The 25,097-nt window shown below is 49.8% G+C and carries 18 protein-coding genes; 14 read left to right on the top strand and 4 right to left on the bottom strand.

Going from position 1 to position 25,097, the window contains the following annotated elements:
* Window positions 1-842: 842 nt before the first annotated feature.
* Together HQN90_RS28045 and HQN90_RS28040 are read right to left on the bottom strand one after the other, a co-directional pair.
* A complete protein-coding gene (locus tag HQN90_RS28045) occupies window positions 843-1,847 on the bottom strand; it encodes an N-acetylglucosamine kinase (RefSeq protein ID WP_173225038.1) in 1,005 nt (334 codons plus the stop codon).
* 5 nt (window positions 1,848-1,852) lie between these two features.
* On the bottom strand, window positions 1,853-3,148 hold the full coding sequence (locus HQN90_RS28040) for a 6-phospho-beta-glucosidase (protein WP_173225035.1): 1,296 nt from the start codon (window positions 3,146-3,148) through the stop codon (window positions 1,853-1,855).
* A 241-nt stretch (window positions 3,149-3,389) separates the two neighbouring features.
* On the opposite strand from HQN90_RS28040, the gene HQN90_RS28035 reads away from it, so the two are divergent.
* The 11 genes from HQN90_RS28035 to HQN90_RS27985 all read left to right on the top strand — a co-directional run bounded on the left by HQN90_RS28035 (window position 3,390) and on the right by HQN90_RS27985 (window position 15,531).
* The gene (locus tag HQN90_RS28035; protein WP_173225032.1) at window positions 3,390-4,256 is read left to right on the top strand and encodes a MurR/RpiR family transcriptional regulator; all 867 of its coding nucleotides are present in this window, start codon (window positions 3,390-3,392) and stop codon (window positions 4,254-4,256) included.
* Window positions 4,257-4,432: 176 nt separating this feature from the next.
* The gene (gene murQ / locus HQN90_RS28030) at window positions 4,433-5,347 is read left to right on the top strand and encodes an N-acetylmuramic acid 6-phosphate etherase (protein WP_173225029.1); all 915 of its coding nucleotides are present in this window, start codon (window positions 4,433-4,435) and stop codon (window positions 5,345-5,347) included.
* A gap of 46 nt (window positions 5,348-5,393) precedes the next feature.
* Window positions 5,394-6,824, top strand: a complete 1,431-nt coding sequence (locus tag HQN90_RS28025; RefSeq protein ID WP_173225026.1) for an ABC transporter substrate-binding protein — start codon at window positions 5,394-5,396, stop codon at window positions 6,822-6,824.
* Between the two features lie 93 nt (window positions 6,825-6,917).
* The gene (locus tag HQN90_RS28020; protein ID WP_173225023.1) at window positions 6,918-7,829 is read left to right on the top strand and encodes a carbohydrate ABC transporter permease; all 912 of its coding nucleotides are present in this window, start codon (window positions 6,918-6,920) and stop codon (window positions 7,827-7,829) included.
* Between the two features lie 16 nt (window positions 7,830-7,845).
* A complete protein-coding gene (locus HQN90_RS28015; protein ID WP_079410583.1) occupies window positions 7,846-8,706 on the top strand; it encodes a carbohydrate ABC transporter permease in 861 nt (286 codons plus the stop codon).
* Between the two features lie 30 nt (window positions 8,707-8,736).
* Window positions 8,737-9,708: a GNAT family N-acetyltransferase gene (locus tag HQN90_RS28010; protein WP_173225020.1), complete on the top strand. Its 972-nt coding sequence runs from the start codon at window positions 8,737-8,739 to the stop codon at window positions 9,706-9,708.
* Window positions 9,705-10,409, top strand: coding sequence for a PIG-L deacetylase family protein (locus HQN90_RS28005; RefSeq protein WP_079410588.1), 705 nt, complete (start codon window positions 9,705-9,707; stop codon window positions 10,407-10,409). The genes HQN90_RS28010 and HQN90_RS28005 overlap by 4 nt, the downstream gene beginning before the upstream one ends.
* 87 nt (window positions 10,410-10,496) lie before the next feature.
* The gene (locus HQN90_RS28000; protein WP_173225017.1) at window positions 10,497-11,639 is read left to right on the top strand and encodes an exo-beta-N-acetylmuramidase NamZ family protein; all 1,143 of its coding nucleotides are present in this window, start codon (window positions 10,497-10,499) and stop codon (window positions 11,637-11,639) included.
* A gap of 29 nt (window positions 11,640-11,668) precedes the next feature.
* Window positions 11,669-12,586, top strand: a complete 918-nt coding sequence (locus HQN90_RS27995) for an N-acetylglucosamine kinase (RefSeq protein WP_173225014.1) — start codon at window positions 11,669-11,671, stop codon at window positions 12,584-12,586.
* A 66-nt stretch (window positions 12,587-12,652) separates the two neighbouring features.
* Window positions 12,653-14,302, top strand: coding sequence for a beta-N-acetylhexosaminidase (nagZ, locus tag HQN90_RS27990; protein WP_173225011.1), 1,650 nt, complete (start codon window positions 12,653-12,655; stop codon window positions 14,300-14,302).
* Window positions 14,302-15,531: an anhydro-N-acetylmuramic acid kinase gene (locus HQN90_RS27985; protein WP_420851091.1), complete on the top strand. Its 1,230-nt coding sequence runs from the start codon at window positions 14,302-14,304 to the stop codon at window positions 15,529-15,531. Before nagZ ends, HQN90_RS27985 begins: the two co-directional genes overlap by 1 nt.
* A gap of 684 nt (window positions 15,532-16,215) precedes the next feature.
* Here HQN90_RS27985 and HQN90_RS27980 read toward each other — a convergent pair.
* Both HQN90_RS27980 and HQN90_RS27975 read right to left on the bottom strand, forming a co-directional pair.
* On the bottom strand, window positions 16,216-17,868 hold the full coding sequence (locus HQN90_RS27980) for an MORN repeat-containing protein (RefSeq protein WP_173225005.1): 1,653 nt from the start codon (window positions 17,866-17,868) through the stop codon (window positions 16,216-16,218).
* 50 nt (window positions 17,869-17,918) lie between these two features.
* Window positions 17,919-18,305, bottom strand: coding sequence for a DUF4280 domain-containing protein (locus tag HQN90_RS27975; RefSeq protein WP_173225003.1), 387 nt, complete (start codon window positions 18,303-18,305; stop codon window positions 17,919-17,921).
* A 195-nt stretch (window positions 18,306-18,500) separates the two neighbouring features.
* On the opposite strand from HQN90_RS27975, the gene HQN90_RS39725 reads away from it, so the two are divergent.
* The 3 genes from HQN90_RS39725 to HQN90_RS27960 are packed head-to-tail and all read left to right on the top strand — an operon-like array spanning window position 18,501 to window position 25,069.
* The gene (locus tag HQN90_RS39725) at window positions 18,501-21,773 is read left to right on the top strand and encodes a stalk domain-containing protein (RefSeq protein WP_173225001.1); all 3,273 of its coding nucleotides are present in this window, start codon (window positions 18,501-18,503) and stop codon (window positions 21,771-21,773) included.
* 17 nt (window positions 21,774-21,790) lie between these two features.
* On the top strand, window positions 21,791-24,559 hold the full coding sequence (locus HQN90_RS27965; protein ID WP_173224998.1) for an adenylate/guanylate cyclase domain-containing protein: 2,769 nt from the start codon (window positions 21,791-21,793) through the stop codon (window positions 24,557-24,559).
* Window positions 24,560-24,580: 21 nt separating this feature from the next.
* Entirely contained in the window at window positions 24,581-25,069 is a 489-nt protein-coding gene (locus HQN90_RS27960; protein WP_173224995.1) for a GNAT family N-acetyltransferase, read from the top strand.
* The last annotated feature ends 28 nt before the right edge of the window (window positions 25,070-25,097 follow it).

Here is a 25,097-nt window from a genome sequence, read left to right as displayed (position 1 = left end):
GTAAAAAGCATAAAAACACCGCGCTTTCGATGAAATAGGCTTTATAGCTCTATATTCATAGTAACGCGGTGAATTGGTAAAGTTCAAGTATTTTCTCAACAGCCTGATAATCGCAGGCTTTCTGGCATTTTCTCTTGATTTGATCGAAGAAGCCTGCACTTTTGCAGGCATTCGACGTGAGGGTGTGGCTGGTTGGAATCTCGCTCTCGCCGATGCCGGCAGATGCCTTGGGAGCGTCTATGCCGCGATTTTTAGCAAATTCCTGCGAATATGCATCCTTTTCGTCCTCAGAATCAGCAAAATCGTGAAAAGCCTGCGATTATGCATCTTTTGGAGACCTTTTCCCGAATCCAGGAAGGAAAAGCTCAAAAAGCCTGCATAATCGCAGGCTTTCTGCTATTCTCACCCGATATGGCCGAAAATGCCTGCACTTTCGCAGGCTTTCAGCGTGGGGGCTGTGGCTGACTAGCTGGTTGGAATCTCGCTGGAATCTCACTGGAATCTCGCCGAAGCCGGCAGATGCCTCGGGAGCGTCTATGCCGCGATTTTTCGCAAATTCCTGCGAATATGCATCCTTTTCGTCCTCAGAATCAGCAAAATCGTGAAAAGCCTGCGATTATGCATCTTTTGGAGACCTTTTTCCGAATCTAGGAAGGAAAAGCTCAAAAAGCCTGCATAATTGCAGGCTTTCTGGCATTTTCACTTGATTTGATCGAAAAAGCCTGCACTTTCGCAGGTTTTAGCTTGACGGAGGGCTGTGGCTGGCTGGAATCTGCTGGTATCTCGCGAAATCTCGCCGAAGCTGGCAGATTGCCTCGAGTGCGTCTATGCTCTCATACCATCTAAGAAATCCGAAGCTCCACAGCCTCAATTGCTTTCCCGCGAGTCGCAGCATCCACTGGACCGCCGTGAGCAAGCTCAAGCGCCCAAAGAACTGCGCCCGTAGCTGGCGGGACTTGGAGAATAATGAACTGACAAGTATGATCGGTCATGCGAGTCACATAGTCCTTATAGGTTTGCAGCAGCAAAGGACTTTCGGCTTTAACCCAGACAGAGCCTGCTAGGATAATGTCGACGTTTTGCCCGAAATCCAGATTGTGCATACAGCCAACCGTGGAATAGGCCAATTGCTTGGCTGTATTATCGAGAATCGCTAGAGCTACGGCATCTCCCTGATCAGCGGAGGCAAATAGAATTTGCACCAGCTTGGTGATGGGAAGGCTTCGCTTCAGCATGCCATCGAGGGCAAACTCCATGAACAACTCTTTGCGGTCAACTTGCAGCAGCTCCATGACAGGGCTCTTCAGCTCGGTTTCCGGTCCCATTCGGTAGAGAGAATCATAGACGGCTCGAAGGGCTTTGCGGGCCAGGAAGAACCCGCCGGCTTCATCGCCGGATAATTCACTGCCCACGCCGCCCACCTGCAGGCGCTTGCCGCTTGGGGAAATCCCTCCGGTTACGGTGCCGGAGCCATTGATGGAACAAATGCCGTAACCTTGTGCACTGCCGGCTTTGACACCGAGGAACGAGTCATTGTCCAGTGCATAGTTCGTGAAGCCAATGCGCTCAATAACCTCGCACAATTGCTCCTTCTGGGAAGGGATGTCCGCGCCCGCCAATCCGAAGGCACCAGCTGCAATATCCGCCATAGACAACTGATTACGTGTCAGTAAATGCTGGATATGCTCGTTCATAATGCGGAAAGTGCTAACGTAAGCATCCTTGAACTGCTCATGGCTGCAGGTGCTGGTATGAATGTGATCAATAAAATTCCCTTGTGTATCAAACAAGAAGTAGTCGGTTTTGCTATTCCCGCCATCGACGCCAATGATATAGTTTCTACTCATAGCCTTTACTTCTCTGCATTGAAAAATTGAGGAAGATACGCTTTATGAGCTTCCTTCAATTCATTGAAACACTGATGGGCAGCATTGTAATCGCCAACAAGCGGGTTCATCAACAGCGCGCGCATTGCAGCATCTTCACTGCCGTTTACGGCTGCGGCTACCGTTTCGCGCTCATAAGCTTTGACCATGCGCATGTAATCAATGATATGTTGGTTGTTGAAGTCTTTCACTTTGATCGGTTCAGCCCCATTTTTCCCAATGACGGCACAGACTTCAACGGCGTCGGTGTCTTCCATGAATTCCAGTGCGCCCTTGTTAAGGAGGTTAACGACATGAACCTCTTGTTTGTCGTTATAGATAGCATCGACCAAACTGATGGCTACTTCCGAGTAGTTAGCGCCGCCGCGAGTGGAGAGCAGCTCCGGTTTGATGTGCAATTCGGAGTCCAAGTAAATGTTCAGCAGCTCTTCCTCGATTTGCATGCATTTTTCGCCGCGCGTCAATTCACTTTCTTTCAGCAATTTCAGCTTCTTCTCTTTGAAGTAATAATACTCCATATAAGAAGAAGGGATAGCTCCCACCATTTGAATGACCTCTTTGCTAAAGCCGCTGGAAGGGATGTTTTTCATCGCTTCGCTGTTAAGTCCCATTTCAAGGGCAGTTTTCACATATTCTTTGCCGTCCTGCTCAATTGCAGTAATCCAGCTTAGATGATTAAGTCCCACATAAGTGAAATTAGGATGGTCTAGGTGCAGCGTTTCACGAATGCTTTTGAACATATTGTAAGGAACGTTGCATAAGCCCAGCATTTTCACATCGGAATGGTTCAGCAGGGCTTCGGTAATAATGCCGGCAGGATTAGAGAAATTAATGAGCCAAGCATCCGGGCACAGCGCTTTCATCCGATCGGCAATATGGAGCATAACGGGAATGGTGCGCATAGCTTTGAAAAATCCACCGATACCGCATGTTTCTTGACCGATTAAATCATATTTCAATGGAATGGTCTCATCGAGTACACGGGCAGGCAGCTTGCCTACGCGGATTTGTGATAATACAAAGCTGGCATCTTGCAGCGCTTCATCCAGGTTCTCAGTAAGAATGACGCGGCAAGGCATATTCGCAGCAAGGATCATACGTTCACATAGCTTTCCTACAATATCCAGCTTCCTTGCATCAATATCCATCAGAACAAGCTCAGCTATCGGCAGCGCATCTTTTCGCTTAATCATGCCTTCAATCAGTTCTGGGGTGTAAGTGCTTCCTGCTCCAATGATGGCTATTTTTAACGTTGAATTCATTCCCGTATTCACCCTTCCTAGTTAACTCAAGTATGTCATAATTATAGCACCGTATTTTCAAGATCTGCAATATAATTTGGAATTTAATTTTATTTTGATAGTTTTATTTTGAAATAAAAATTTATTTACTAGTATGCCAAATTCCGTCAAATTTAGATATTCATCTTGTTTTTTTTGGAAATTATACGTATGATGAAAGTGAATTTCAGCTCTGAAACTCTAGGATGAGTAGGGAAAACATATGTCCATTAACGATAATATTTTGATTAAAATCCGCGAAATGAAAGATAGCTTAACACCGGTAGAGAAGCTGGTAGCGGATTATATTTTAGAAAATTTAGAAGATATCCCGCATCTTTCGATCAAGAGTCTTGCTCAATTAACGAAGACCAGCGATGCATCCGTGCTCCGTTTCTGCAAAACGATGGGGTACAAAGGGTACCGCAACTTCATAGTGAGTATTTCAGCGTCCATTGGTTCTATGGATGAAGAACAGCGGGATCAGTATACGGATATCCAGCCTGGAGATGACTTGTCCATTATTATCTCTAATATTTCTCGGAATAATAGCAAATCGATCGAAGACACGCTCAGTGTCATTGATAAAAACGAAATCGCTCGCGCGGTGAAAGTGCTGTGCGACAGCAATCGCATCGTATTTTTTGGAATCGGCGCTTCCGGCTTGGTCGGTATTGATGCGGAGCAGAAATTTTCGCGGATTAACAAGATGTGCCATACCTATACGGACGGGCATAGCCAGCTTACGGCGGCAACACTTTTGGGCAAAAGTGATGTGGCGATCTTTATTTCGAACTCCGGCAGCACGCTGGAAATTCTCGAAGCGCTCGACATCGCCAAAAAGAACGGTGCCTGCATTATCGCGATTACGAAATATAACAAAAGCGAGTTAGCGGACAAAGCGAATATTGTTTTAAGCATTTCGACGCCTGAACTCACGATCAGGAGCGGGGCCATGGGATCGCGCATTGCGATGCTGACGGTTATTGATATTCTTTTTGCCGGGGTTGCCAGCAGTGAATACAAGCATGTGAAGAAGTATTTGAGCAAAACGCATGATATTATTGCCAGCAGCAAACATCGGCGGTAATGAACAAGGCAATGGCAGGGAAAGATAAAGCCATTGTCTTTTTTTGTTGTAATTTAAAATAAAAAATCAAATTTTTATTGTAAAATAAAATAAAATTTCAAAATGTATTGACCATGATGAAATTTTTCGTTAGTATACAGGTATGAAATTCAAACAAACAGGACAGGAGGATGGCTATGGATGAGTATCTGTCAGGATTGACTACGGAAGAGATTAATGAAAATACGCTGACGATAGATGAATGTACAACGGAACAAATGCTTCGTTTGATGAATGAGCAGGATGCAAAGGTGCCAAACGCTGTGGCAGCTGAGATACCGCAGATTATGAAAGCGGTTGATATTTTGCATCAGGTTCTCAAGAACGGTGGCAGAATGTTTTACGTAGGAGCAGGATCCTCTGGCAGACTCGGTGTGCTCGATGCTTCTGAATGTCCGCCGACTTTTGGGATTGATCCGATGCTGGTGCAAGGTCATATTGCCGGAGGCGATGGGGCATTAAGAACAGCAGTTGAAGGCTTTGAGGATAACGCAGAGGAGGGGGTCGCACTCATTGAACGATGCGGCGTGACCGACAAAGATGCTGTGATCGGAATTACAGCCAGCGGAAGCGCACAGTTTGTCATTGCAGGCTTGAAGAAGGCAAGGGAGCTTGGGGCTGCAACGATTGGCGTTGTGAATAACAAGGATTCCAAATTAGTTGCCGTCTGCGATGTATGTATCGCGCCTGTTGTTGGGCCGGAAGTCATTATGGGATCTACCCGATTGAAAGCGGGCACAGCACAGAAGCTGGTTCTCAATATGCTGACAACTTGTACGATGGTCAAACTTGGGAAGACATACAACAACCTCATGGTCGACATGAAGGCAAGCAATATCAAGTTGTATGACCGTTCCGTACGCATTATCAAGATAGCGACAGGTGTAGAAGACAGCGTAGCCATTTCTTATTTGGAAAAAGCTTCGATGAATTGCAAGCTAGCGATTATGATGATCAAAACCGGCATGGAAGCTCAAGAAGCTGAGCAAGCCTTGAACCAATGTGACGGAAGCTTAAAAAAAGCAATAAGTACCTTTATCAAAGTTGTATAAAAAGCGCATTATAAAAAAGGTTCCTATACTGGGAGGTATGCTTTTTATGAAAAGAAAAATGCACGTATTAGCATCCGTCGTCGCTTTAACTATGGCTTTAACTGCTTGTGGAGATAAATCCAGCAACAATACGGCAAGTACTACGACGCCAGCTGCATCGGCAAGTACTTCAACGGCTAAAGATACCATTACAGCGCTGCTTCCACCGGTTTCACCTAACTTTCAGAAAAATTTCGAGCAAATTTCCAAGGATTTTACGGCTCAGTATCCGAATCTAACTTTGAAAATCGAACCAGCGAGCTGGGAAGATGTGAAGCAAAAGCTGGATACGCAGGTCAATGCAGGCAGCCCGCCGGATATCGCATTCGCTGGTTCTGAAAGCATCTCCAAGTACGTTGAGCAAGGTCTGCTTATGGACATTACAGATACAGCGACACCTGAAATGGTTGGCGATTATGACAAAGCGCCTCTTGAATATATGAAGAACGGCAAAGGGCTATACGGATTCCCAGCTTATATGGAAGTGCATGCTTTGGGCGGAAACAGGGAGTTCCTTGAGAAAGCCGGCATTGATTGGAAGAAAGTACAGCAAAATGGCTGGACTTACGACGAGTTCCGTCAAGCGATCAAAAAAGGTGTTGTAACGGAAAACGGCAAAACACGCTATGGCTTTGTGTTCGCGGTTAAAGGTGTTGCTGCGATTGACTATCTGGGCGTTATGGCGAAGAATGCCGGGATGCCTGCCGCTTTCAATAAAGATTTGAAATATGCGTATACTAGCAAAAACTACCTTGGCTTGCTGAAAGATCTTCGCGCATTGATCGATGACGGTTCCATGCCGAAAGAGCTTAGCTCCGTAGACGCAGGGAAACGCTGGAACATGTTCTTGACGGGTCAAACGATGATCACAGGTAAAGGTCTTGCAACGTTTGAGAACTCCGCCAAAACGAACAATGCCAAAATCAAAGCAAATGACGGAAGTGCCGTGAAAGACAGCATTCCAGTGGATTATATCGTATTGCCTGCTCCAACGTTCCAAGGCGCGAAGCCATCTTCCTCAACTGTTGTTGATGGATACTTGACATTCCGCGGGAAAAAGGAACCAACAGCTGAGCACAAAGCGAATGTGGTCAAAGCAGCTTACTTCTTAGCTAGCGGTAAAGTTGCCGCGACAACGAACAACGATCTATTTGCTGCTGGCATTACACAAACTGGGCGCAAAGCAGCTGAAAGCATGAAAATCGACAGAATGCCGGAGAACGTAACGGCTGTTGAAAACATGCTCAAAAATGCAACGCCAGCACGTCCTGATATCCCTTCTGATCTTGGTGCCAAAGCAATCAAATTGGAAACAGAAGTTATTGTTCCTAAATTCCAAGGTCTAATTGCCGGTGAAGTTACGCCTGAAGCGATGTATGAGGCTGTTAAAGCAGCTGCCATTGCAGCGTTTGGCGATAACGGAATTGTAAAAGACTAAATGAAGCTGTAAGCCTTTCGGATAGTCCTGTTGACCAAACATGACTATCCGAATTAGTTTAAACCAAGTTTTCTGAAAGGGGGGTTTGACAGTATGGCTCATATCGCCGGATCGATGAAGAAGAAGAGATTCAAAGCAATTAAAGGAGAAGGAGCTTGGGGTTATGCGTTTATTGCCGTCGCCTTAGTCGTATTTGCGATGTTCACCGCATATCCAGTCGTAAGCGCCTTTATCATTTCTTTGCAAAAATATAAGCCGCTAGGTTCTACCTATGTAGGATTAGAGAACTATACCAACACGTTAAAAGACGCTTTGTTTTGGAAAGCAATGCGGAATACGCTCGTCTATACGGTGTTGACGGTCCCTGTCAATTTACTCCTGTCCATGGCTATTGCGGTTTTAGTTCTGCCGCTTAGGAAGAAAACGCAGTCATTCTTTAAAGCCGTGTATTATTTGCCTGTTGTTGCTTCAGGCGTAGCTTTGTCGGTTGTATGGCTGTGGATCTTCGATCCTCTGGAGGGCGGTATTCTCAACCAACTCATGCGTTTCTTCGGTTTCAGCAATCAGAACTGGCTGGGCTCCAGCAGCACGGCGATGTTCTCCTTAGTTCTGATGTCCTGGCTATCCAGTCATGGCACAAGCATTATCATCTATTTGGCAGGTTTGCTCGGCATTGATGATTCCTATTATGAAGCGGCAGAGCTCGATGGTGCGAACTTTTTTCAAAAGCTGCAGTACATCGTGATTCCAAGCTTGAAACCAGCTACCTTATTTCTCTTGGTGACCGGAGTTATCGGTTCCTTCCAAGTGTTCCAAAACGCTTATCTGATGACAGGCGGCGGACCGAATAATGCAACAACGATGGTTGGCTTACTGATTTTCAATAATGCGTTCACGTACTTCGAATTCGGAAAAGCAGCGGCGCAATCCCTGATTCTAGCAGTTATCATTGCAGGAATTTCGGTAATCCAGTTTAAATATGCAGGCAAAGACGTCGAGTATTAAGAGAGGGGGATAAATAATGGCTTTATACAGTAATCACGCAGGGAATCCGAAGGTAAAAACCATTCGAAATTCAATCATTTTTATCGCCCTTCTACTTTTTGCTTTGGCGACCATATTTCCTATCTACTTCATGGTGATCTCATCCTTTAGTGATCCGGTTGAAGCCGGGGCAGTGAGCTATTCCATTTTACCAAGCAAATTTACATTCGCATCGTTTAAGTATTTCTTTGATTACAGTGAGTATTCGTATCGGTGGATCTTAAATTCCTTGATCGTAGCTGCGACTGTGACGGTTTCCAACGTGATTTTTGCCAGCATGGCCGGTTATGCCTTTTCCAAGCTTCGTTTTAAAGGAAGAGGTTTGCTGTTCGGTTTGCTGCTAGTCTCGATGATGATCCCTTATCAAGTAACGCAAGTGCCTTTGTACATTCTGGTAGTTAATGTATTTGAGCTTCAGAATACGTATACGGCATTAATTATGCCGGGTATTGTTACGGTCTATAATATTTTTCTAGCTAAACAATTTATGAGCAGTATTCCTACGGAAATTATCGAATCTGCCAAAATCGAGGGCTGCAACCAGTTCCAAATTTACTATCGAATTATTCTGCCTTTGTCCAAAACCGTCATGGCCGTTATGGCGATTCTGACCTTTATGGACAGCTGGAACACCTTCTTTTGGCCGCTTCTCGTCACAAATACGATGGATATGCAAACCATTCAGGTCGGCTTGAAAAACTTCCGATTTGCCAATACAACGTTTATCGCGCCAATGATGGCGGGAGCAACCATTTCTGCACTGCCGATGTTCATTCTGTTCTTCAGCCTGCAAAAGTACTTCTTGGAGGGTGTAACTGTAGGAGCGGTGAAGGGATAAAACAAGGCGTTTAGAGGAGGCAGCCTGATCATGATTGTGTCCTGGGATGATGCGTATACGCAGTCAGTCATTGATTTATGGAACGAGGAAGCCGTGAAAGATGGCTACAAAGAATTGTCGCCGGCAAGCTTCGAAGCTATCTTCTTGTCTAACCCTTATTTTGACAGAAGCAAAACATTTGTCTTCGTGGTATCGGATCAAGTCCAGGGCTTTGCTTGCGGATGTACGGGCGCTGACCTTCCTCTGGGAGATGTTGCCGGATATATCACCTGTCTTGTGCTGTCCAGTGAGAGTAGATCCAATGAAAACTATAGACGGATGTTAGATGCTTTAGAGATGAGCTTTCAAAACGCAGGAAAAAAACAAGCGGACATTCTCTTCTTTAATCCGATGTTATTGCCATGGTATATCCCCGATACGCCCAAGCATGAGCATAATAATGCACCGGGTGTACCGGTAGATAGCCGATTATACGATTTTTTGCTTGCTGAGGGATACACGGAACGGGCCAAGCAATGTGCGATGTACTTGAATCTCACAGGGTTCACCATTCCGCAGGAGATAAGAGCCAAGGAAGACAAGGCTGCTGCTCAGGGGTACAAGGTGGAGTTGTTTGACCCGGAGCGTCATTTCGGCGTGAAAGAAATGCTGAATGGCTTTAATAATTTACTATGGCAAAAGGAAATCGGGCAATGCGTGGCAGACAGCGTGCCAGTGGTCATTGCTGCATATAAAGATCAAGTGATCGGATTTGCAGGTCCTGTCATTCGCCAAACGAACGGCCGAGGTTATTTCGCTGGCATCGGCGTGCTTCCAGAGCATGAGGGACATGGTCTGGGCAGCATTCTTTTCTTCAAGCTTTGTGAAGCTTTTCAGGCAATCGAAACCGACTATATGTCTCTTTACACAGGCAGCACGAATCCGGCGATTCGCATCTATGAAAAGGCTGGGTTTAAAACCGTCAAACAATTTTCTGTCATGAGAAGGGAGTTTGTACAATGAGTGAAGAAAAGTTAACGATTCTGGCCATCGGTGGCCACGTAGGCGATATGGAATTGACGGCAGGAGGCCTGTTGGCAAGCCATTCGTTGAAAGGCGACCGGATCGTGACCTTGGCGCTGACAGCCGGTGAGCGCGGAGTTCCCGCTGGCAGAGATAGAATGGAATACCGCGAGCAGAAAGTTAATGAGGCTAAAGGTTTTGCCGAAATGCTTGGCGGGGAATCGTTCGTCTTCGACATTCCCGATGGCGAACTCCAGGATAACGATGAGATGCGCTTCCGCGTCTGCGATGTGATTCGGCAGGTACGCCCAAATGTGCTGATTACCCATTTCAAAAACAGCATGCACAAAGACCATATGACAACGCATCGCATTGTGAACGACGCTCGGTTCTATGCCGGTCTGTCTTCGTTCGAGCGAGAGCTTCCTGCGCATTTTGCATCCAGACTGTATTATGCGGAGAATTGGGAAGATGCTGTTGACTACAAACCTTATATTTATGTAGATTTTTCAGAAGAAGCATATGACTTGTGGGTGAAGGCGGTTTCTTTGCATTGGTTCGTAACCGGCAGCAAATCTTTCCCTTATCTGGAATACTACAAGCATTTAGTCCGGGTTCGCGGGATTGAAGCTAGGAAGCAATATGCGCAAACCTTCATGATTCCCGAAGAAAATATGCGTGTTTTCAAAACTGAATTATAAAAATCTAACGAACCTCTACAAGCGGCCGCTCTCTCTAGAACGCCCTCGATAGAGGTTTTCTACATCAAACAGGAATGAGGAGCTGTTATGATCCTTAACGGCATTGATTGTATTCAGCAGTACGCTCAGCTTTTCAAAGGGAAACGACTGGGGCTCATAACGGCGCCTTCTGGATTAGACCGCAACTTCGCATCCACGATCTCGATTTTGCATGAACAGTTCAACCTCGCAGCCCTATTCTCACCGGAACATGGCGTTCGTGGCGATCAAGCGGCTGGTGCCCTGGTAGATACCTATTTGGACCCGATCACACAAGTGCCTGTGCATAGTTTATATCGTAAAGATTCCAAGCGGCTAAGTCAGGCTCAGCTGGATGAGGTCGATATGATCGTCTATGATATTCAGGATGTGGGTACCCGGTATTATACCTTTATTTACACGATGCTGTATGCTTTGGAAGACTGTGCAAAAGCAGGGAAGCCGTTCGTCATTTTGGACCGCATCAACCCGCTGGACGGGGTGACGGTTGAAGGCAATCTGCTCAAGCCAGGCTATCAATCCTTTGTCGGCAATTATCCGCTTTGCGTACGGTACGGTCTGACTGCCGGCGAGGTGGCGCTTATGGCGAATGACCAAATGAACTGGCAGTGCGAGCTGCATGTGGTACGCTGCGAGGGTTGGGAGCGGAAGATGCTCTTCCCTGAAACGGGCCGCCACTGGGTCATGCCATCTCTGGGAATTCCCCGCTTTGACACGGCGCTGCTGTATCCCGGCACTTGTCTGTTCGAAGGCACCAATATGTCGGAAGGCAGAGGTACGACAGTTCCATTTGAAATTGTCGGGGCCCCGTTCATTGACGCTCAGAAGCTGGCTGACGAAATGAATGGCAAGAAGCTGCCAGGGCTCGTCTTCCGTCCGGTCTATTTCAAGCCTACCTTTTCCAAATTCCAGGGAGAGTCTTGCAGCGGCGTGCAGCTTCATGTGCTGGATGCTCGCGCTTTTCAACCCTTGGAAACCGCTATTTCTCTGATGTATACCATTCAGGACAACTACGAGCAATTCGCTTTTCTGTCGCCTGTCAAAGAGGGATCTAGACCTTTTATTGATTTATTGGGCGGAGATAAGCACTACCGGGAAGCGGCGGTCGATGTTCCGAGCTTATTGGAGCAATTCCGTGAAGAAAGCCGGCAATTTGCCCAGATGAAGAAGCAGTATCACCTATACGAATAAGTGCATTTCGGCAAAAAGGAAGTGATCAGATGAAGAGATATGTGGCGGGACTGGATGGCGGCGGTACCAAAACTGCGGTGAATGTAGCCGATGACAATGGCAGCTTGGTACACACATTTACATCTGGGCCCATTAACTATAATGGACAAGACGAGCTAAGCATCCAGAGGAGCTTTCAGGAAATTTTCAATACGATTGCCCAAGTTTGCGGCGGACTATCGCATTGCGCGCAAGTCGTCATCGGGGCGGCGGGTGTCAGCAATCCCATGGTTGCCGCTAAGCTTGAAGCCAATGTTCGGGCATGCGGATATCAAGGAGAGCTGCTCATTACGGGCGATCAAGAAACGGCTCTTTGCGGGGCACAGGAAAGCGAGCACGGCATCATTCTTATTGCAGGTACAGGTTCTATTTGTTATGGCAAAAATGAAGCCGGCGAGGCTCACCGCAGCGGCGGGTATGGCTACCTGATTGACGATGAGGGCAGCGGCTACAGCATTGGCCGGGATCTACTTGCAGCCTTGGTGCGCTCACAGGATGGTCGTCTGCCAAGAACTGTGATCACTGGGTTGGTCTATGAACAGCTCCAGATCTCAACGGTGCAGCAAATTGTCGGATTTGTGTATGACAAGCAAACCAACAAGAAGGATATCGCTGCGCTTGCTCCAATCTTGTCAACGGCCTGTGCGCAGGGCGACGAAGCAGCTTTGAGCATTGCGGTCAAAAGCGCACAAGCCTTATTCGAGCTTGCCGTTCCCGTCGTGGAGAAGCTGTCTCTGCACCAAGGATGCCTTGCGATGGCTGGAAGCGTGCTGCTTAAGAACACTTTTGTACAGCAAGCTTTGGTCCATCGACTGAATGAAAGCTATCCGGAATTAATCTGTATGACGGCCAAACAGGATGCAGCCAGAGGTGCTGTATGGATGGCGTTAAACCGTTTGAATAAATAAGTGAAAGCCGATTGGCTTGGCAATAGCAGCAGGTAGAGGTTTGCTCATGAGGGAGAGGGATAAAGAATGAAAAAGATTCAAGCAATGACGCTTCGGGAGAAAATTGGGCAAATGCTGCTCTGCGGTTTTGAAGGCACGGAAGTAACAGAAGAGCTGAAAGCGCTCATTACCGAACACCGCATCGGGGGTGTCATCTATTTTGCGCGTAATGTAGCGAATACCCAGCAAGTTGCCGGGTTATCCAACCAGCTGCAGCAGATCGCGATGGATGCCGGTGTTGCGCCACTCTGGATTTCGATCGATCAAGAGGGCGGCATGGTTGCTCGGATTACGGAGGGGATCGCTTTAATGCCTGGGCAAATGGCGCTGGCTGCTGGAGCAGATGCGAGTGCGGGAGAGAGCGAAAGATTAAACAATGGATCTCACGCGGCATATGAAGCTGCATGGGTATCTGGAACAGAGCTAAGGGCCCTGGGGATCAATATGAATTTTGCTCCGGTGCTGGATATTAACAACAATCCGGACAATCCTGTCATTGGTGTCCGCTCATTTGGCGAATCCAGCCAGCTCGTAGCTGAATTCGGGCAGAAAGCGATAGCGGGCTTTCAAGATGCCAATGTCGTTGCAACCGCCAAACATTTCCCAGGGCATGGGGACACGAGTGTAGACTCGCATCTGGATTTGCCAACGATTCAGCATGACCAAGAACGCATTCGCTCCGTGGAGCTGGTGCCTTTTGTTCAAGCCATCGAAAATGGTGTTGATGCGATCATGTCTTCGCACATTTATTTCCCGGCACTGGAGTCAGAGAAATTGCCGGTGACTTTATCCAAATCGGTCTTAACCGGCCTGCTTCGTGAGGAACTTGGCTACGAGGGTGTAATCATGACCGATTGCATGGAAATGCACGCTATTTCCGAGCATTATGGCACGGTCTCAGCGAGCGTTATGGCGGTCGAGGCCGGTGCTGATCTCATTCTGATCAGCCACCGACGCGACCTTCAGATTGAGGCTATTGCGGCAATTGAGCAAGCCGTAAGCGAGGGACGTCTAACAGAAGCGCAGATTGACGCTTCTGTCAGTAGAGTGCTCGCGCTCAAGGAGCGGCGCGGTGTGCTTGGGCCGCAGCTTGGCGAAGCAGCTGAAGTTGGAACGGAGGCGCACTGCGCAGTTGCGCAGCGCCTCAGCGAAGCGAGCATCACGCTCGTCAAGGACGAGCGGCAGCTGCTGCCGCTGCGCCGGACGAGAACGCTCGCGATCACCGTGGCCGCAGCCGTTTCGTCGGGTGTCGACGAAGCCTATGCGGGCCCCGCGAGCTTGGGAGCTGCGCTGACCGAGCACGGACTTGACGTGATCGACCGCGTGCTGCCGCTGCAGAAGGTCGGCGAGCTTCGCGAGGCGGTTCTTGCTGACGCGGAGCATGTGGAGCAAATCGTCATCGGGACGTACAACGCAAGATTCCATCCCGCGCAAGTCGAGCTGGTGCGCGACCTGCAGGCGCTTGGCAAGCCGCTGGTCGTCGTTGCGCTTCGAGTGCCTTATGACTTGCTGGAGCTGCCGGACATATCGACTTTCGTTGCCGCTTACGAAAGCCGCCCGCTGGCGCTGCAAAGCATAGCCAGATGCTTGCTTGGCGAGCTGATTCCGCAAGGCCGCTTGCCGGTCTCGCTCGGGACCAGCTACCCTGCGGGCTGGAGATGGGGGGACGGGCGATGATGCTCCGTACTCTTTTGAACCAAACATCGCTGACAGTAGTCGGCATCATGTCAGGCACTTCTCTTGACGGCATCGATGTAGCCATAGTCCGTATTGATGGCTGCGGCGTCGATGCCAAAGTCCGGCTGCTTCACTTCGAAAGCTTCCCTTACGAGGACGAAGTCCGGGAGAAGCTGAAGCAGTTATGCTCCATCGAGCATTCCAATTCAGCGCTTTTGTGCGGCATGAACTTCGCGATTGCCGAGCGCTTCGCTGAAGCGGTTCGTAAAACGGCTGCAGCCGCTGGGATGAAGGTGGAGGAGATCGATCTCGTCTCCACCCATGGGCAGACCGTGTGGCACATACCGGTGGCGGATGAGGCAGATCCTTATCTGCCGAAGTCGACGCTGCAGATCGGCGACTTGTCCGTTCTCGCCAAACGGACCGGAATACCCGTCGTAGGTGATTTCCGCACCGCCGACATGGCTGTCGGCGGCCAAGGCGCTCCACTTGCGCCTTACGGCGACTTCATCATGTTCAGAGATGCCACTAAAGGGCGGATACTTCAAAACATAGGCGGGATCGGCAACTGTACCGCGATTCCAGCTCAAGGGAGGGAAGTAACCGCTGCGAACTTCCCGACTTCCGTCTCAATCGATACCAGCAATCTGATTGCTTTCGATACGGGTCCAGGGAATATGATCATGGATCAAGTGGTCTACGAGCTGTCCGAGGGTCGTCTTACCTATGATGCAGATGGCGCATGGGCAGCGAGTGGGCAAGTTAACAAAGATCTGCTTGAGGAGATGCTGGCGCATCCCTATTTCACGCAGCTTCCTCCGAAGACAACGGGGCGCGAACTGTTCGGCAAAGCGTATACCGCTGCATGGCTTAATGCTGCTTTGGGGCGCGGGCTTGTCCATGAAGATATCGTCGCTACAGCAACAGCGTTTACGGCACATTCCATCGCACGCGCGTACAAGGATTTCATCTTCCCGCAGTGTTCTATTGCGGAAGTGATCGTGAGCGGCGGCGGGGCGCGCAATGCCACCCTGATGCGTATGCTGCAAGAGCTGCTCCCAGACCAAGCCGTCCTAGCTTCGGACGAGATGGGCATCTCCGGCGATGCCAAGGAAGCCATTCTGTTTGCCCTGCTGGGCAACGATTGGATTCACGGCGTACCGAATAATTTGCCTTCGGCGACAGGCGCTCAAACGTCAACAATTATGGGCAAGTTAGCCTTGCCGTAGTAGGTTGGCGTGGGAGTGAGGAGGGATAGTTAGAACGTCCTGCGAGCCAGCCAAAAAGGCCGTCTCGTCAGCGAAAAGCAGGCGAATCGGCCCGAAGTTGGCGTGAGCCGGCGAAAAACGCCGTCTCAGCGGCGGATGTGGAGTGAATGGCCTGCGAGCCTGCCAAAAAGGCAGTCTCGCGAGCGAAAAGCAGGCGAATCGGCCCAAAGTTGGCGTGAGCCGGCGAAAAACGCCGTCTCAGCGGCCGATGTGTGGTGAACGTCCTGCGAGCCTGCCAAAAAGGCAGTCTCGCGAGCGAAAAGCAGGGCAAACGGCCCAAAGTTGGCGTGAGCCGGCGAAAAACGCCGTCTCAGCGGCCGATGTGTGGTGAACGTCCTGCGAGCCTGCCAAAAAGGCCGTCTCGCGAGTGGAAAGCAGGCGAATCGGCCCAAAGTTGGCGTGAGCCTGCGAAAAACGCCGTCTCAGCGGCCGATGTGTGTGAATGGCCTGCGAGCCAGCCAAAAAGGCAGTCTCGCGAGCGAAAAGCAGGCGAATCGGCCCAAAGTTGGCGTGAGCCTGCGAAAAACGCGGTCTCAGCGGCCGATGTGTGGTGAACGTCCTGCGAGCCAGCCCAAATGGCCGTCTCGGCGGTCCATCTAAAATAAAACAGCTGCGAGGTCTGAAAGAGACGCCTCGCAGCTGTTTTTATTTGGTAGAGCTCACCTGGAGCAGGTGGGCTTCTTTGGTTTTGTTGAAGTGCGTCAAGGTGAAGAGATAGTCACCTTGGTAGTAGCTGTTCGTGTAGGTGTCAGCGCCTGCGCCAGCAGCAAGCTCCATCACGTTGTAGCCTGCCTCGTTAGGCTCGCCGCGCTTTTTGACGGTCTCGATGACGGGCTGCAGCAGCGCCAAAGGCTTCGAGCCCCAAATGCTGAGGGAAGTGACAACGGCCTCCTTCGGATTGCCCTTGGACGGCTCTACCAGCAGCGACAGCTGGTAGGCCGGATAGCTCAGCAGCAGCTTGACGGCTGCTGTCGCTGCCGGTTCGGCCTGACCCGCGGCCGAACCTTCCGCAACGGCGCCTGCGGCCGCCGTCTCCGCGGGAGCTGCGGGCGCCTCCTGGCCCGCAAGCATGACGCTGGCATCCTGCAGCGTCACCTCCCCAGGTTTGCCCAGCAAGTCTTCGACTTTCTTGCTGGACAAACCGAGGAAGCTCTGCAGGCTGACGTAGCCGCCTGCAAAAAAGCTCCGCAGCAGCGGCGCGCCATCTGCGTCAAACAAAGTACCAAGGCCGTCATAGACGCCAGCCTTGAAGTCGCCCTTGTAGACGAGTTTGCCCAACTCGTCATAGCCTTCTCCGGCACCGTTCAGGGTGCCGCCCTGGAACGTGCCTTTGAAGCGAGGCACGCCTTTGTCGGTGAACGCGGCGCCTTCTCCGCTGTATGTGCCTGCAAGGAACTGGCCTTTGTATTTGATCAGGCCATTCGCGTAGAACTCGGTGCCATCTCCGGAATAGCTGCCATTTTTAAAGCCGCCTTCATAGATGAGCAGGCCTTTCGGATCAAAAAGCTTGCCAGCTCCGTTATACTGACCCGCCGCGAATTCACCTTCATAGAGGGCGATGCCGCCTGAGGAGAAGAGCTTGCCTGCCCCATTGTAGAGGCCTCCGTTAAACGCGCCTTCATACAAGAGATCGCCGCTGGGCGCAAACAACTTCCCGGCCCCGCCGTATTTGCCATTTTGAAACTCACCGATGTAGAGTACTTTCTGGTTCTGGTCATACTGCGTGCCTGCACCATTAAAGGTGTCTCCGACAAAAGCTCCCTTGTACTGCATCGTACCGTGCTCGTCATAGAGCGTGCCGCTGCCCGATTTCTGACCTTTATCGAAATCACCTTCATAAGCGAGCTGACCATTTTTGTGGAAAAGCTTGCCTTTCCCGGCGTAAAGACCATCGACCAAATCCCCCGTATAGCGGGCATCCTTTTCTGTCCCTACCACTTTGCCGTTGCCGGAGAAGCTCGTTAATTTCGTTGAATTCTCCTGAAGAACAGGCACGCGGTTCAACCATTTATTCACAATCGCCGGCGGGCGGATGAAAATAAAGAAGAGAAGCACGAGAATAAACAAAGTGATGAACAGAAGCAATCGTTTGGAGATGTAGTAGGAGCCGACCAGCACGTAATTCTTAAGTGAGGTTTCGCGTGTCTGGAGCATAACCCGGAGGATTTGCTGAAACTTAATGATCGCTAGTTTAGGCAGCCTTCCAATCGTTGCGATGGCTTTCATAACATGGCCGATGAAGGGTGCGACGACGGGCCTTAGCACTTTTTCAATGGTTTTAATCGGCTGGATCTCCAACTGTGTTCACTCCTAGTGGGGATAATTAATGAGGTTGTTCATTAAGCGAGTTAAGGAACTTGTATGGTCATTTGGCCAGGTTGCTGAATTTGAATGACGCCGCCCCAGTTGCACATGCATTTGGAGGAATTGTTCAGAGCGGGCATATTCGCGACGAGTACGGTCGGTGAGCCAGGAGCCCAAGGCGCAGCGGTTACGGGTATGCAGGGCATAGGAGTTAAAACGCCAAGCGCAGCCGCAGTTGCCGCGGCAACCATCGGATTCGCCGGTGAATTGCACATGCCAAACGGCAAGATGTTGACCATGGGCTTGTTATCCATAATGTTGGCAATCGGCATGGCGGTCATGACCATATTGGCCGGAAGCACCATTAAGGTGCCGGGGGCAGCGCCGAATGAGCATTGCAGCATCGCTCCGCCGCAAACGAGATTTCCCATATGTATTTCTCCTAGTTAAGAAGTTGTCATATTTTTCGCAAGTTTCTATTACTTTCATACTACTAGAAAAGCAGATAACCAGCAATCTATTACTATATTCGATGGAATTCGCTAAATTTCTCCAAAAGAGAGTGCGAGAGTTAGAGAGATATTGTACTATAAAGAGAAGAGTAGTGCGGAGCGGAGGGGTTCATCGTGGCAAGGGGAAATGGAGCAAAATGGGGGCTTGTCCTGCTTCTTGGGGCGTCTTCTTTCTTAGCGGCAGGGTCCAGAGCGGAAGCTGCAGCAGTAAAATCCTTAACGATGGCGGAAGCGATGGACCAAGGTGTGAAAATAAGCCCTTTGTTACGGGATGCGCGGACGGAAATTTTGAAGAAAAAGCTGGAGCTGGAGCAAGCCCAGCATGCAGTCAAGAGTGAGGAAGCGAAAGCTTCAGGGCTTTTTGCCAAGCCGCATAATTTGAGTCAGGATCTGACGATCCGTTTGAAGGTGCCTGAAGCGAGCAAACAGCTGTATATCGCGCAGGAAACGCTGCGGCAATCCATGAATGGGGTGCGTATTGATGTACAGAAAGCGTATTTAACCGCTTTTCAGGATGCATCGGCGGAAGATCAGGCCCGGAGGAAATGGGAAGAAGCGAAGACGGCTGTAGATACGGTGAAAAAGAAACGACAATTCGCACTCGCCGATGAGGCGGAGCAGGATAAGGCGGATAAAGCTTTGGAGAAGGCTTCCTCTGACTACAAACAAGGCCAGCTGACAGCCAAAGCAACCAGGTTGGCGCTTGGCAAGCTGCTGAATATGGATATGGAGAACAAAGTCGAGTTCACCTTTGAACCGGATTATGCGGATCTGAATCAGAAGCAGCTGCCCATTTATAGTGCAAAGGCACTGAGCTCGTCACTTAGCTTGCTCAAGGATACAGAGGATCGTCGATTAGCGGATCATAAGCTGAATACAACTCGTGATTTGTACAGCTCTAAATTTGGCCCCGCACGCATGAAGGTAATCGATGGACTGTACAAATCTCAGGATGTGGATATGGAGCTGTTCCAAGCCAGCTATGAAACGACGCTTGCTCAGGTGAAGAAGGATTGGGAAGGTTTCTTTATGCTGCTTGGTTTCATTCCGATTCCGAAATCACTGCTTCAAGGGGAGTTTGATGGACTTCGTTATTTAGATGATCTGAGGGACGCCCTGCCGATTGCGACAATGGAGCAGAATAAGGCGATGCTTCAGGAAAAAGAAAGCCGCAATGCTGTAATTACTGCTGTGAGGCAGTTCTTTTTGGAAGCAAAAGGCGCGGAAGAGAGCTATGCGCAGGCGCTGCGCGATCGTGACAATGCCAAAATCGATTTGGACAAGGCAGCCCAAAAAGTGAAGCTAAGCTTGATGAAAACGGATGAGCTTCAGGCGTTCAAAGAGGCAGTGAGAACCACAGATCAACAAGTGCTTTCAGTGCAGGTTAGTTACAAAACAGCACTCGGCAAGCTGGACCTGGCTACCGGCGGAGCCGTAGAGAAGACGCTTCAGAAGGGGATTCTGCCCTATCGCAATCTCGATGATGGACTGGCGGCAGCCAAGCCGCAAAAGCCCAAAGCGCCTGTGGGAACTTGGAAGCTGAAGCCGGCTGTTGGTCCTTTGCTCAGTGATTTCAGCGTGACAGTGAATAAGAAGCTTGGTGCTACGGAGTATGCCGTGTTTACCAAAGAAGGTCGGGCGATTGGCAAACGCATGAAGATTACGAAGCCAATTCGGAACCTAACATTGAAGTTTAGCCAAATGGAGAACCTGAGGGTTGTTCTTTATCATAAAGGGAAGAAGCTGGATGAGTTTCTTTTGGAGGGGAAAGGAAATGCGGGGCAGCTTACGGCTGAAAGCGCGGGGGACGGCACTCCTGCTGGTTCTGGAAGCGGGGCTGCTGAGGGAGCAGGGAGTGAAGCTGGGGAATCAGAAGCTGCCGGATTAGGGACTGTGATCATCGGTGCCTACAAAATCCAACTCGACGCATTGACCCCTGCGGCCTATCAGGCAGCTTCGGCAACGATCGCGAAGTCAGGGCAAGGCATGTACTTTAAATCCGAGGAAGCGGGAGCCCCGTGGATTGCTCTGGATACTGCCGTAGACTCTAGTGCTTTAAGCGATCCTGCCAGCTCGGCCGTTCTTTCGAAGGAAGCAGCGGCAGCCTTGAAGGTAGCCGTTGATATAGCCAAGCCTGGTGCTATTGCATCTGTAGAAACGCCTGCGCAATTGCAGCAGGAGATCGAAACGTTAAAGAAGGATATCGTCAAGCTGAAAGCGGCGAAAGCCGCAGCCGTTACGGACTTGAAGCTGACCGATATCGCCGATTTGGCGGTACAGCTGAAGGATGCACAAGCCCAGCTCGGGATGCTGGAAGCGTTGCTGAACGGCGACGCCGCAGCTGCGCTGAAGCAGATGGAGCTTGTGAACAACCCGGACGCGCTGATCGCAGCGCTGTCCGAGGAAGCCGCCGCACCGCCGGACGGCGGCGGTAGTCCTGGCGGCTCTGAGCCAGCCGCCGGGAATGCGGCCAGCGAGGATCAGCTGGCCGAGCAGGCCGAGCTCCAGCAGATGAAGCTGGAGCAAGCCATCGCCGCCGGCGAGCCGGGCGCGGCAGCAGCTGCGCTGCAGCCGCTGCTGGCGACGCAGGCGCAGCTCGCGGATGCGCAAACCGGCGCATCCACAGGCATTGCTTCGCTCGCAGAGGCGAAGCAGAAGCTCCAAGCTGCGCTTAGCGCAGCGCAGCAGGACCCCGAGCGGGTCGCGACGCTGACCCGCTCGCTGGCGGCCGTCGACGAGGCGGTGCAGTCGATGGAGAAGGATGCGCTGTTCGCGCAGCTGGCTGCTGTGCAGGAGGTGGCGGCTGAGCTGCCGCCCGATGCTGCTGTGCAGCCGCTGCTTGAACAGCAAGTCAGCGAGCTGCTCGGGAAGCTGCAGCAGCAGGAGAAGGCGAAGTACAGCGCAGCGGAGCTTGAAGCGCTGGCCGACCTGTCCGCAAGGTTGGCGGACACCAAAGCCATCGACCTCGGCCCAGGTTCTGGTGAGGGTTCCGCTTCGGTTCCCAGCAGCGGCCTTGTACCAATCGCAATTCAACCGATTGCCGCAGAAAATGTCCTCTCGCCGAATATTTACATCAAATTCGACGCTCCGCCTGTTATAATAAACGGGCAGGCCTATTTACCTATACGATCGGTGTCCGAATCGTTCGGAGCGGCGGTGGATTGGGAGCAGGAAAGCATGACGGTAACCGTCAGCTCAGATTCTGCTACCATCACTTGCCGAATCAACGATGCCACGGCTTACATAGATGGCGAGCCTTTTCAGATCGAAGCCCCGGCGCTGCTATTGGCCGGAAAGACGTATGTGCCATTAAGATTCATTTCTGAATCCTTGGGCCTACAAGTCGATTGGAATGCGCCAACCCAAATCATTCAGATTGCTAATTAAGAGGAGATTAAAAAGCGATGAAGAAATCGATTGCGGCATTGCTGCTCGTCCTGCTGCTTCTGGGCGCTGCCGGAAGCTACCTGAGCGTGCACAGGGACAGCTTTACACTATGGCCTTTTCACAAAAGCATGCCGTTCGACGGCTTATCGAAGGCGATCTCTGATCATCAGAACAACTTGTTCGTCATTGACAACGCCAAGAAAACGATTCACAAGGTGAACAGCGCAGGTGTTCTGCAATTCTCCATTACGAGTGACTTGGGGAAGAACGGGGAAGTGTATCGTTTTAATGACATGGCGGTTGACGATCAAGGATACTTATATACGATTCGAACGCTGCTTGATCCTTACGGCATTGCGGTGAAATCAGAGCAGATCGTCCGCTATACGCCGAACGGGCAGTTCGATCGCAGCTTATTTACGCAAGAGTATACGGATTCGCAGACAAGAAGGTACAGACTGGGCTCCTTGCGAAATGTACAGGTTCGCGAAGGCATGGTGTACTTTTTCAATGATGAAGTTACACAGTTGGCCCTGTATAAACAACCAGTGAAAGAAATCTCCTCCACTACGCCCCAAATCGCTTACACTGTCAAGCTCCCTGAGAACAAATATGTGGCTGAGGCAGATGGCTATAAGCTGGGTGAGATTTATTTCTCGACGCGCAGCGGGGAAATTTATCGTGCTTTCCAAGATGGCCGCTCCGAACTTGTATATCCGTTGCCGGGCATTGACCGCACACGACGCAACTTTCCCGAAAGCATGCATTTGGATAACCAAGGACGCCTCATTTTTATCGATTTCAACAGCAAAACGATCTCTAGACTTGATCCCAAGCAGCCCTACATTATCGAGGGGCTTGTGAATGAAGAGAAGGTGAAAGCGAGCGGAGTTGAGCTTGCATTCGATGCAACGACGAGCAGTATTGCCGAGGACGACAGCCTCATTATCGTAGAACCGACACAGATCAATCGCCGTCTTCCGGACGGAACCATTACACCCTCTCTGTTTGAGGCTCAGTACAGCAGCGCCATGCAGACCAAGGTTATTATTTTGTGGTCCCTTGCTATCGTCGGAATTATCCTGCTGTTGATTGCGATCAAAATTATTTTCTTCAATCTGCTGCAACGCAGACTTCCTCTCATGATGAAGCAGATTTTCATTCTGGTGCCCGTCATTGCCGTGTCGATGATTCTGCTATCTACCGTTATTTACACGAGTTTCTCCAAGAAAATGGAAGAAGAAACCTTCAGTGAGCTTATTCTGCTAGCCAGAAATGGCCAAAACCTGATCGATGGAGATAAATTGCAAAGTCTCACGTCTCCGCTTGATTACAAAGGGACGATCTATAATTCCTTCCGCAAAAAGATTCAATCGGTCTTTGAAAACAATGAGCAAGATGATAACCAAGGCTTTTACAAAGCCGTGTACAAATATGAAAATGGGGTCATTTATCGTATTTTGGAAGACGATGACGGCATGCACATGTTTAATCCTTTCCAACAAACGCCGGAAAATCAACAAGTCGTTCTGGAAGGCAAGCCGGCAACCGGGCAATGGCAGGATTTCTCGGGCGAGTGGCGGTATGCCATTGCGCCGATTTACAATTCGTCGGGTAAAATTGTCGGTGTTTTTGAAACGAGCAAAAACTTGGATGGCATTTTAAGGCATCGCCAAATGGTATTAAACTCCATTATTCGCAACATTGCTTTTATCTCAATCGGCTTGCTGCTGGTCCTGTTTCTAATGACCTATGTGCTGCTATCCTCGATTCGCAAGCTGCGCAATAGCGTAGGTGAAATCGCCAAAGGCAACTGGGATACGGTCGTTACGATTAACACCAGAGATGAAGTGTCTGACTTAGGGGATAGTGTCAATATCATGGCAGCGCGCATTCGTGAATACATCACGAAAGTCGAAAATTTCAGTCAGTCGTACTACCGGTTCGTGCCCCAGCAATTCCTGCGGTTCTTGAATAAAGAAAGCATTCTGGATGTCGAGCTTGGGGATCAGGTTGAAAAAAATATGTCCATATTGATTTTCAATATTCGTGGTTTCTTTCACATTTCGAAGAAGCTTTCACCGGAAGAAAATTTCAATTTCGTCAACTCGTTTCTTAAGCGTTTTGGTCCTTATGTCCGCAATCATCAGGGGCTTATGAATAAATATCTAGGCGCGGGCTTCATGGCGCTATTTCCCAATCGGGCTGATGAAGCACTGCTGGCCTGCATTGAAATGCGCAGAGAGCTGGAAATATACAATTCCCATCGTGCCAAGGTAGGGTATCAACCTGTAGATTTTGGCATAGGCCTGCACAAAGGGCCGCTTCGCTTAGGCATTATCGGGGAGGAGCAGCGGTTGGAAGGCAATGTGATTTCCGATGGTGTCAATGTGGCTACGATACTGGAGAAAATGACAGAGCCGTTAGGCGCATCCATTCTGATTACCGATTATGTGGTGCAATCGTTGGAGCAGCCAGCGGGCTTCCATTATCGGAATTTGGGCTTGATTCAAGTTGAAGGCGTGAAAGAGCCGCTTCATTTGTTCGATGTGTACCAAGGGGACCCGGAGACGATCCGTACCTTGAAAGACAAGACCAAAGTCTTATTCGAGCAAGCGGTGACTTATTATCAAGTAGGACGATTTTATGATGCGCGGGAAGCTTTCTTAATGGTTATTAAACAGAACCGTCAAGATAAAGCTGCACAGCTTTATTTCTATCTTTGTGATGAATACTTCCAACACGGTACGACGGCTGAGTGGAATGGGACTTTATCGGTTTCCTAATGAAAAAGGGGAGAATCTGGCGTGCAAGTACATGAACTTACCACGGAACAAGATGCCTTGCGCATCACGAATTTTTATTTGTCCTCGGCATCTTTTGACGACCAGCGGCATACACCGGGAGAGCTGGAGCATTATCGCAATGCTCCCCTTCTTAGCTTAACGCAGCGCAACCATCGGCATTGGTTTATTGAGAATGAAGCCGGCGAAATTATCGCTGTGACCAGCTGCAAGGAAAATGAACATCAGTCCGGCGGCTTTCTATGGGATTATTTAGCGGTTCACCGAGAGTACCGCAGGCATGGATTTGCCAAAATTTTGTTTCAGGCCTTGGAAAGCTTTGCCCGTGGTGCGGAGGGAAGATACCTATTAACCTACACCTGTGATTTGCCTGAGTACCAGCCTATTCAAAAGATGTTTCGAGTAAATGGTTTTGAACTCATCGGCACGTATCCCAATTATTACTATGAAGGCGAAGCTCGATTGGCTTTCTACAAACCACTGTCCAAGTGACAGAAATGAACTGATAGATTGGACCTGA

It is taken from the genome of Paenibacillus alba, assembly GCF_013204855.1.
GTDB lineage: Bacteria > Bacillota > Bacilli > Paenibacillales > NBRC-103111 > Paenibacillus_E > Paenibacillus_E alba.
Note: the sequence above shows the minus strand (reverse complement) of the source record. Positions and strands in the feature narration are given on the sequence as shown.

Coding starts and splice junctions, on each gene's coding strand:
- HQN90_RS28025 (WP_173225026.1), top strand. CDS start 5,394: ATGAAAAGAAAAATGCACGTATTAGCATCCGTCGTCGCTTTAACTATG.
- HQN90_RS28010 (WP_173225020.1), top strand. CDS start 8,737: ATGATTGTGTCCTGGGATGATGCGTATACGCAGTCAGTCATTGATTTA.
- HQN90_RS28035 (WP_173225032.1), top strand. CDS start 3,390: ATGTCCATTAACGATAATATTTTGATTAAAATCCGCGAAATGAAAGAT.
- HQN90_RS27965 (WP_173224998.1), top strand. CDS start 21,791: ATGAAGAAATCGATTGCGGCATTGCTGCTCGTCCTGCTGCTTCTGGGC.
- HQN90_RS28040 (WP_173225035.1), bottom strand. CDS start 3,148: ATGAATTCAACGTTAAAAATAGCCATCATTGGAGCAGGAAGCACTTAC.
- HQN90_RS27995 (WP_173225014.1), top strand. CDS start 11,669: ATGAAGAGATATGTGGCGGGACTGGATGGCGGCGGTACCAAAACTGCG.
- HQN90_RS28020 (WP_173225023.1), top strand. CDS start 6,918: ATGGCTCATATCGCCGGATCGATGAAGAAGAAGAGATTCAAAGCAATT.
- nagZ (WP_173225011.1), top strand. CDS start 12,653: ATGAAAAAGATTCAAGCAATGACGCTTCGGGAGAAAATTGGGCAAATG.
- HQN90_RS28045 (WP_173225038.1), bottom strand. CDS start 1,847: ATGAGTAGAAACTATATCATTGGCGTCGATGGCGGGAATAGCAAAACC.
- HQN90_RS27975 (WP_173225003.1), bottom strand. CDS start 18,305: ATGGGAAATCTCGTTTGCGGCGGAGCGATGCTGCAATGCTCATTCGGC.
- HQN90_RS28005 (WP_079410588.1), top strand. CDS start 9,705: ATGAGTGAAGAAAAGTTAACGATTCTGGCCATCGGTGGCCACGTAGGC.
- HQN90_RS28000 (WP_173225017.1), top strand. CDS start 10,497: ATGATCCTTAACGGCATTGATTGTATTCAGCAGTACGCTCAGCTTTTC.
- HQN90_RS28015 (WP_079410583.1), top strand. CDS start 7,846: ATGGCTTTATACAGTAATCACGCAGGGAATCCGAAGGTAAAAACCATT.
- murQ (WP_173225029.1), top strand. CDS start 4,433: ATGGATGAGTATCTGTCAGGATTGACTACGGAAGAGATTAATGAAAAT.
- HQN90_RS27985 (WP_420851091.1), top strand. CDS start 14,302: ATGCTCCGTACTCTTTTGAACCAAACATCGCTGACAGTAGTCGGCATC.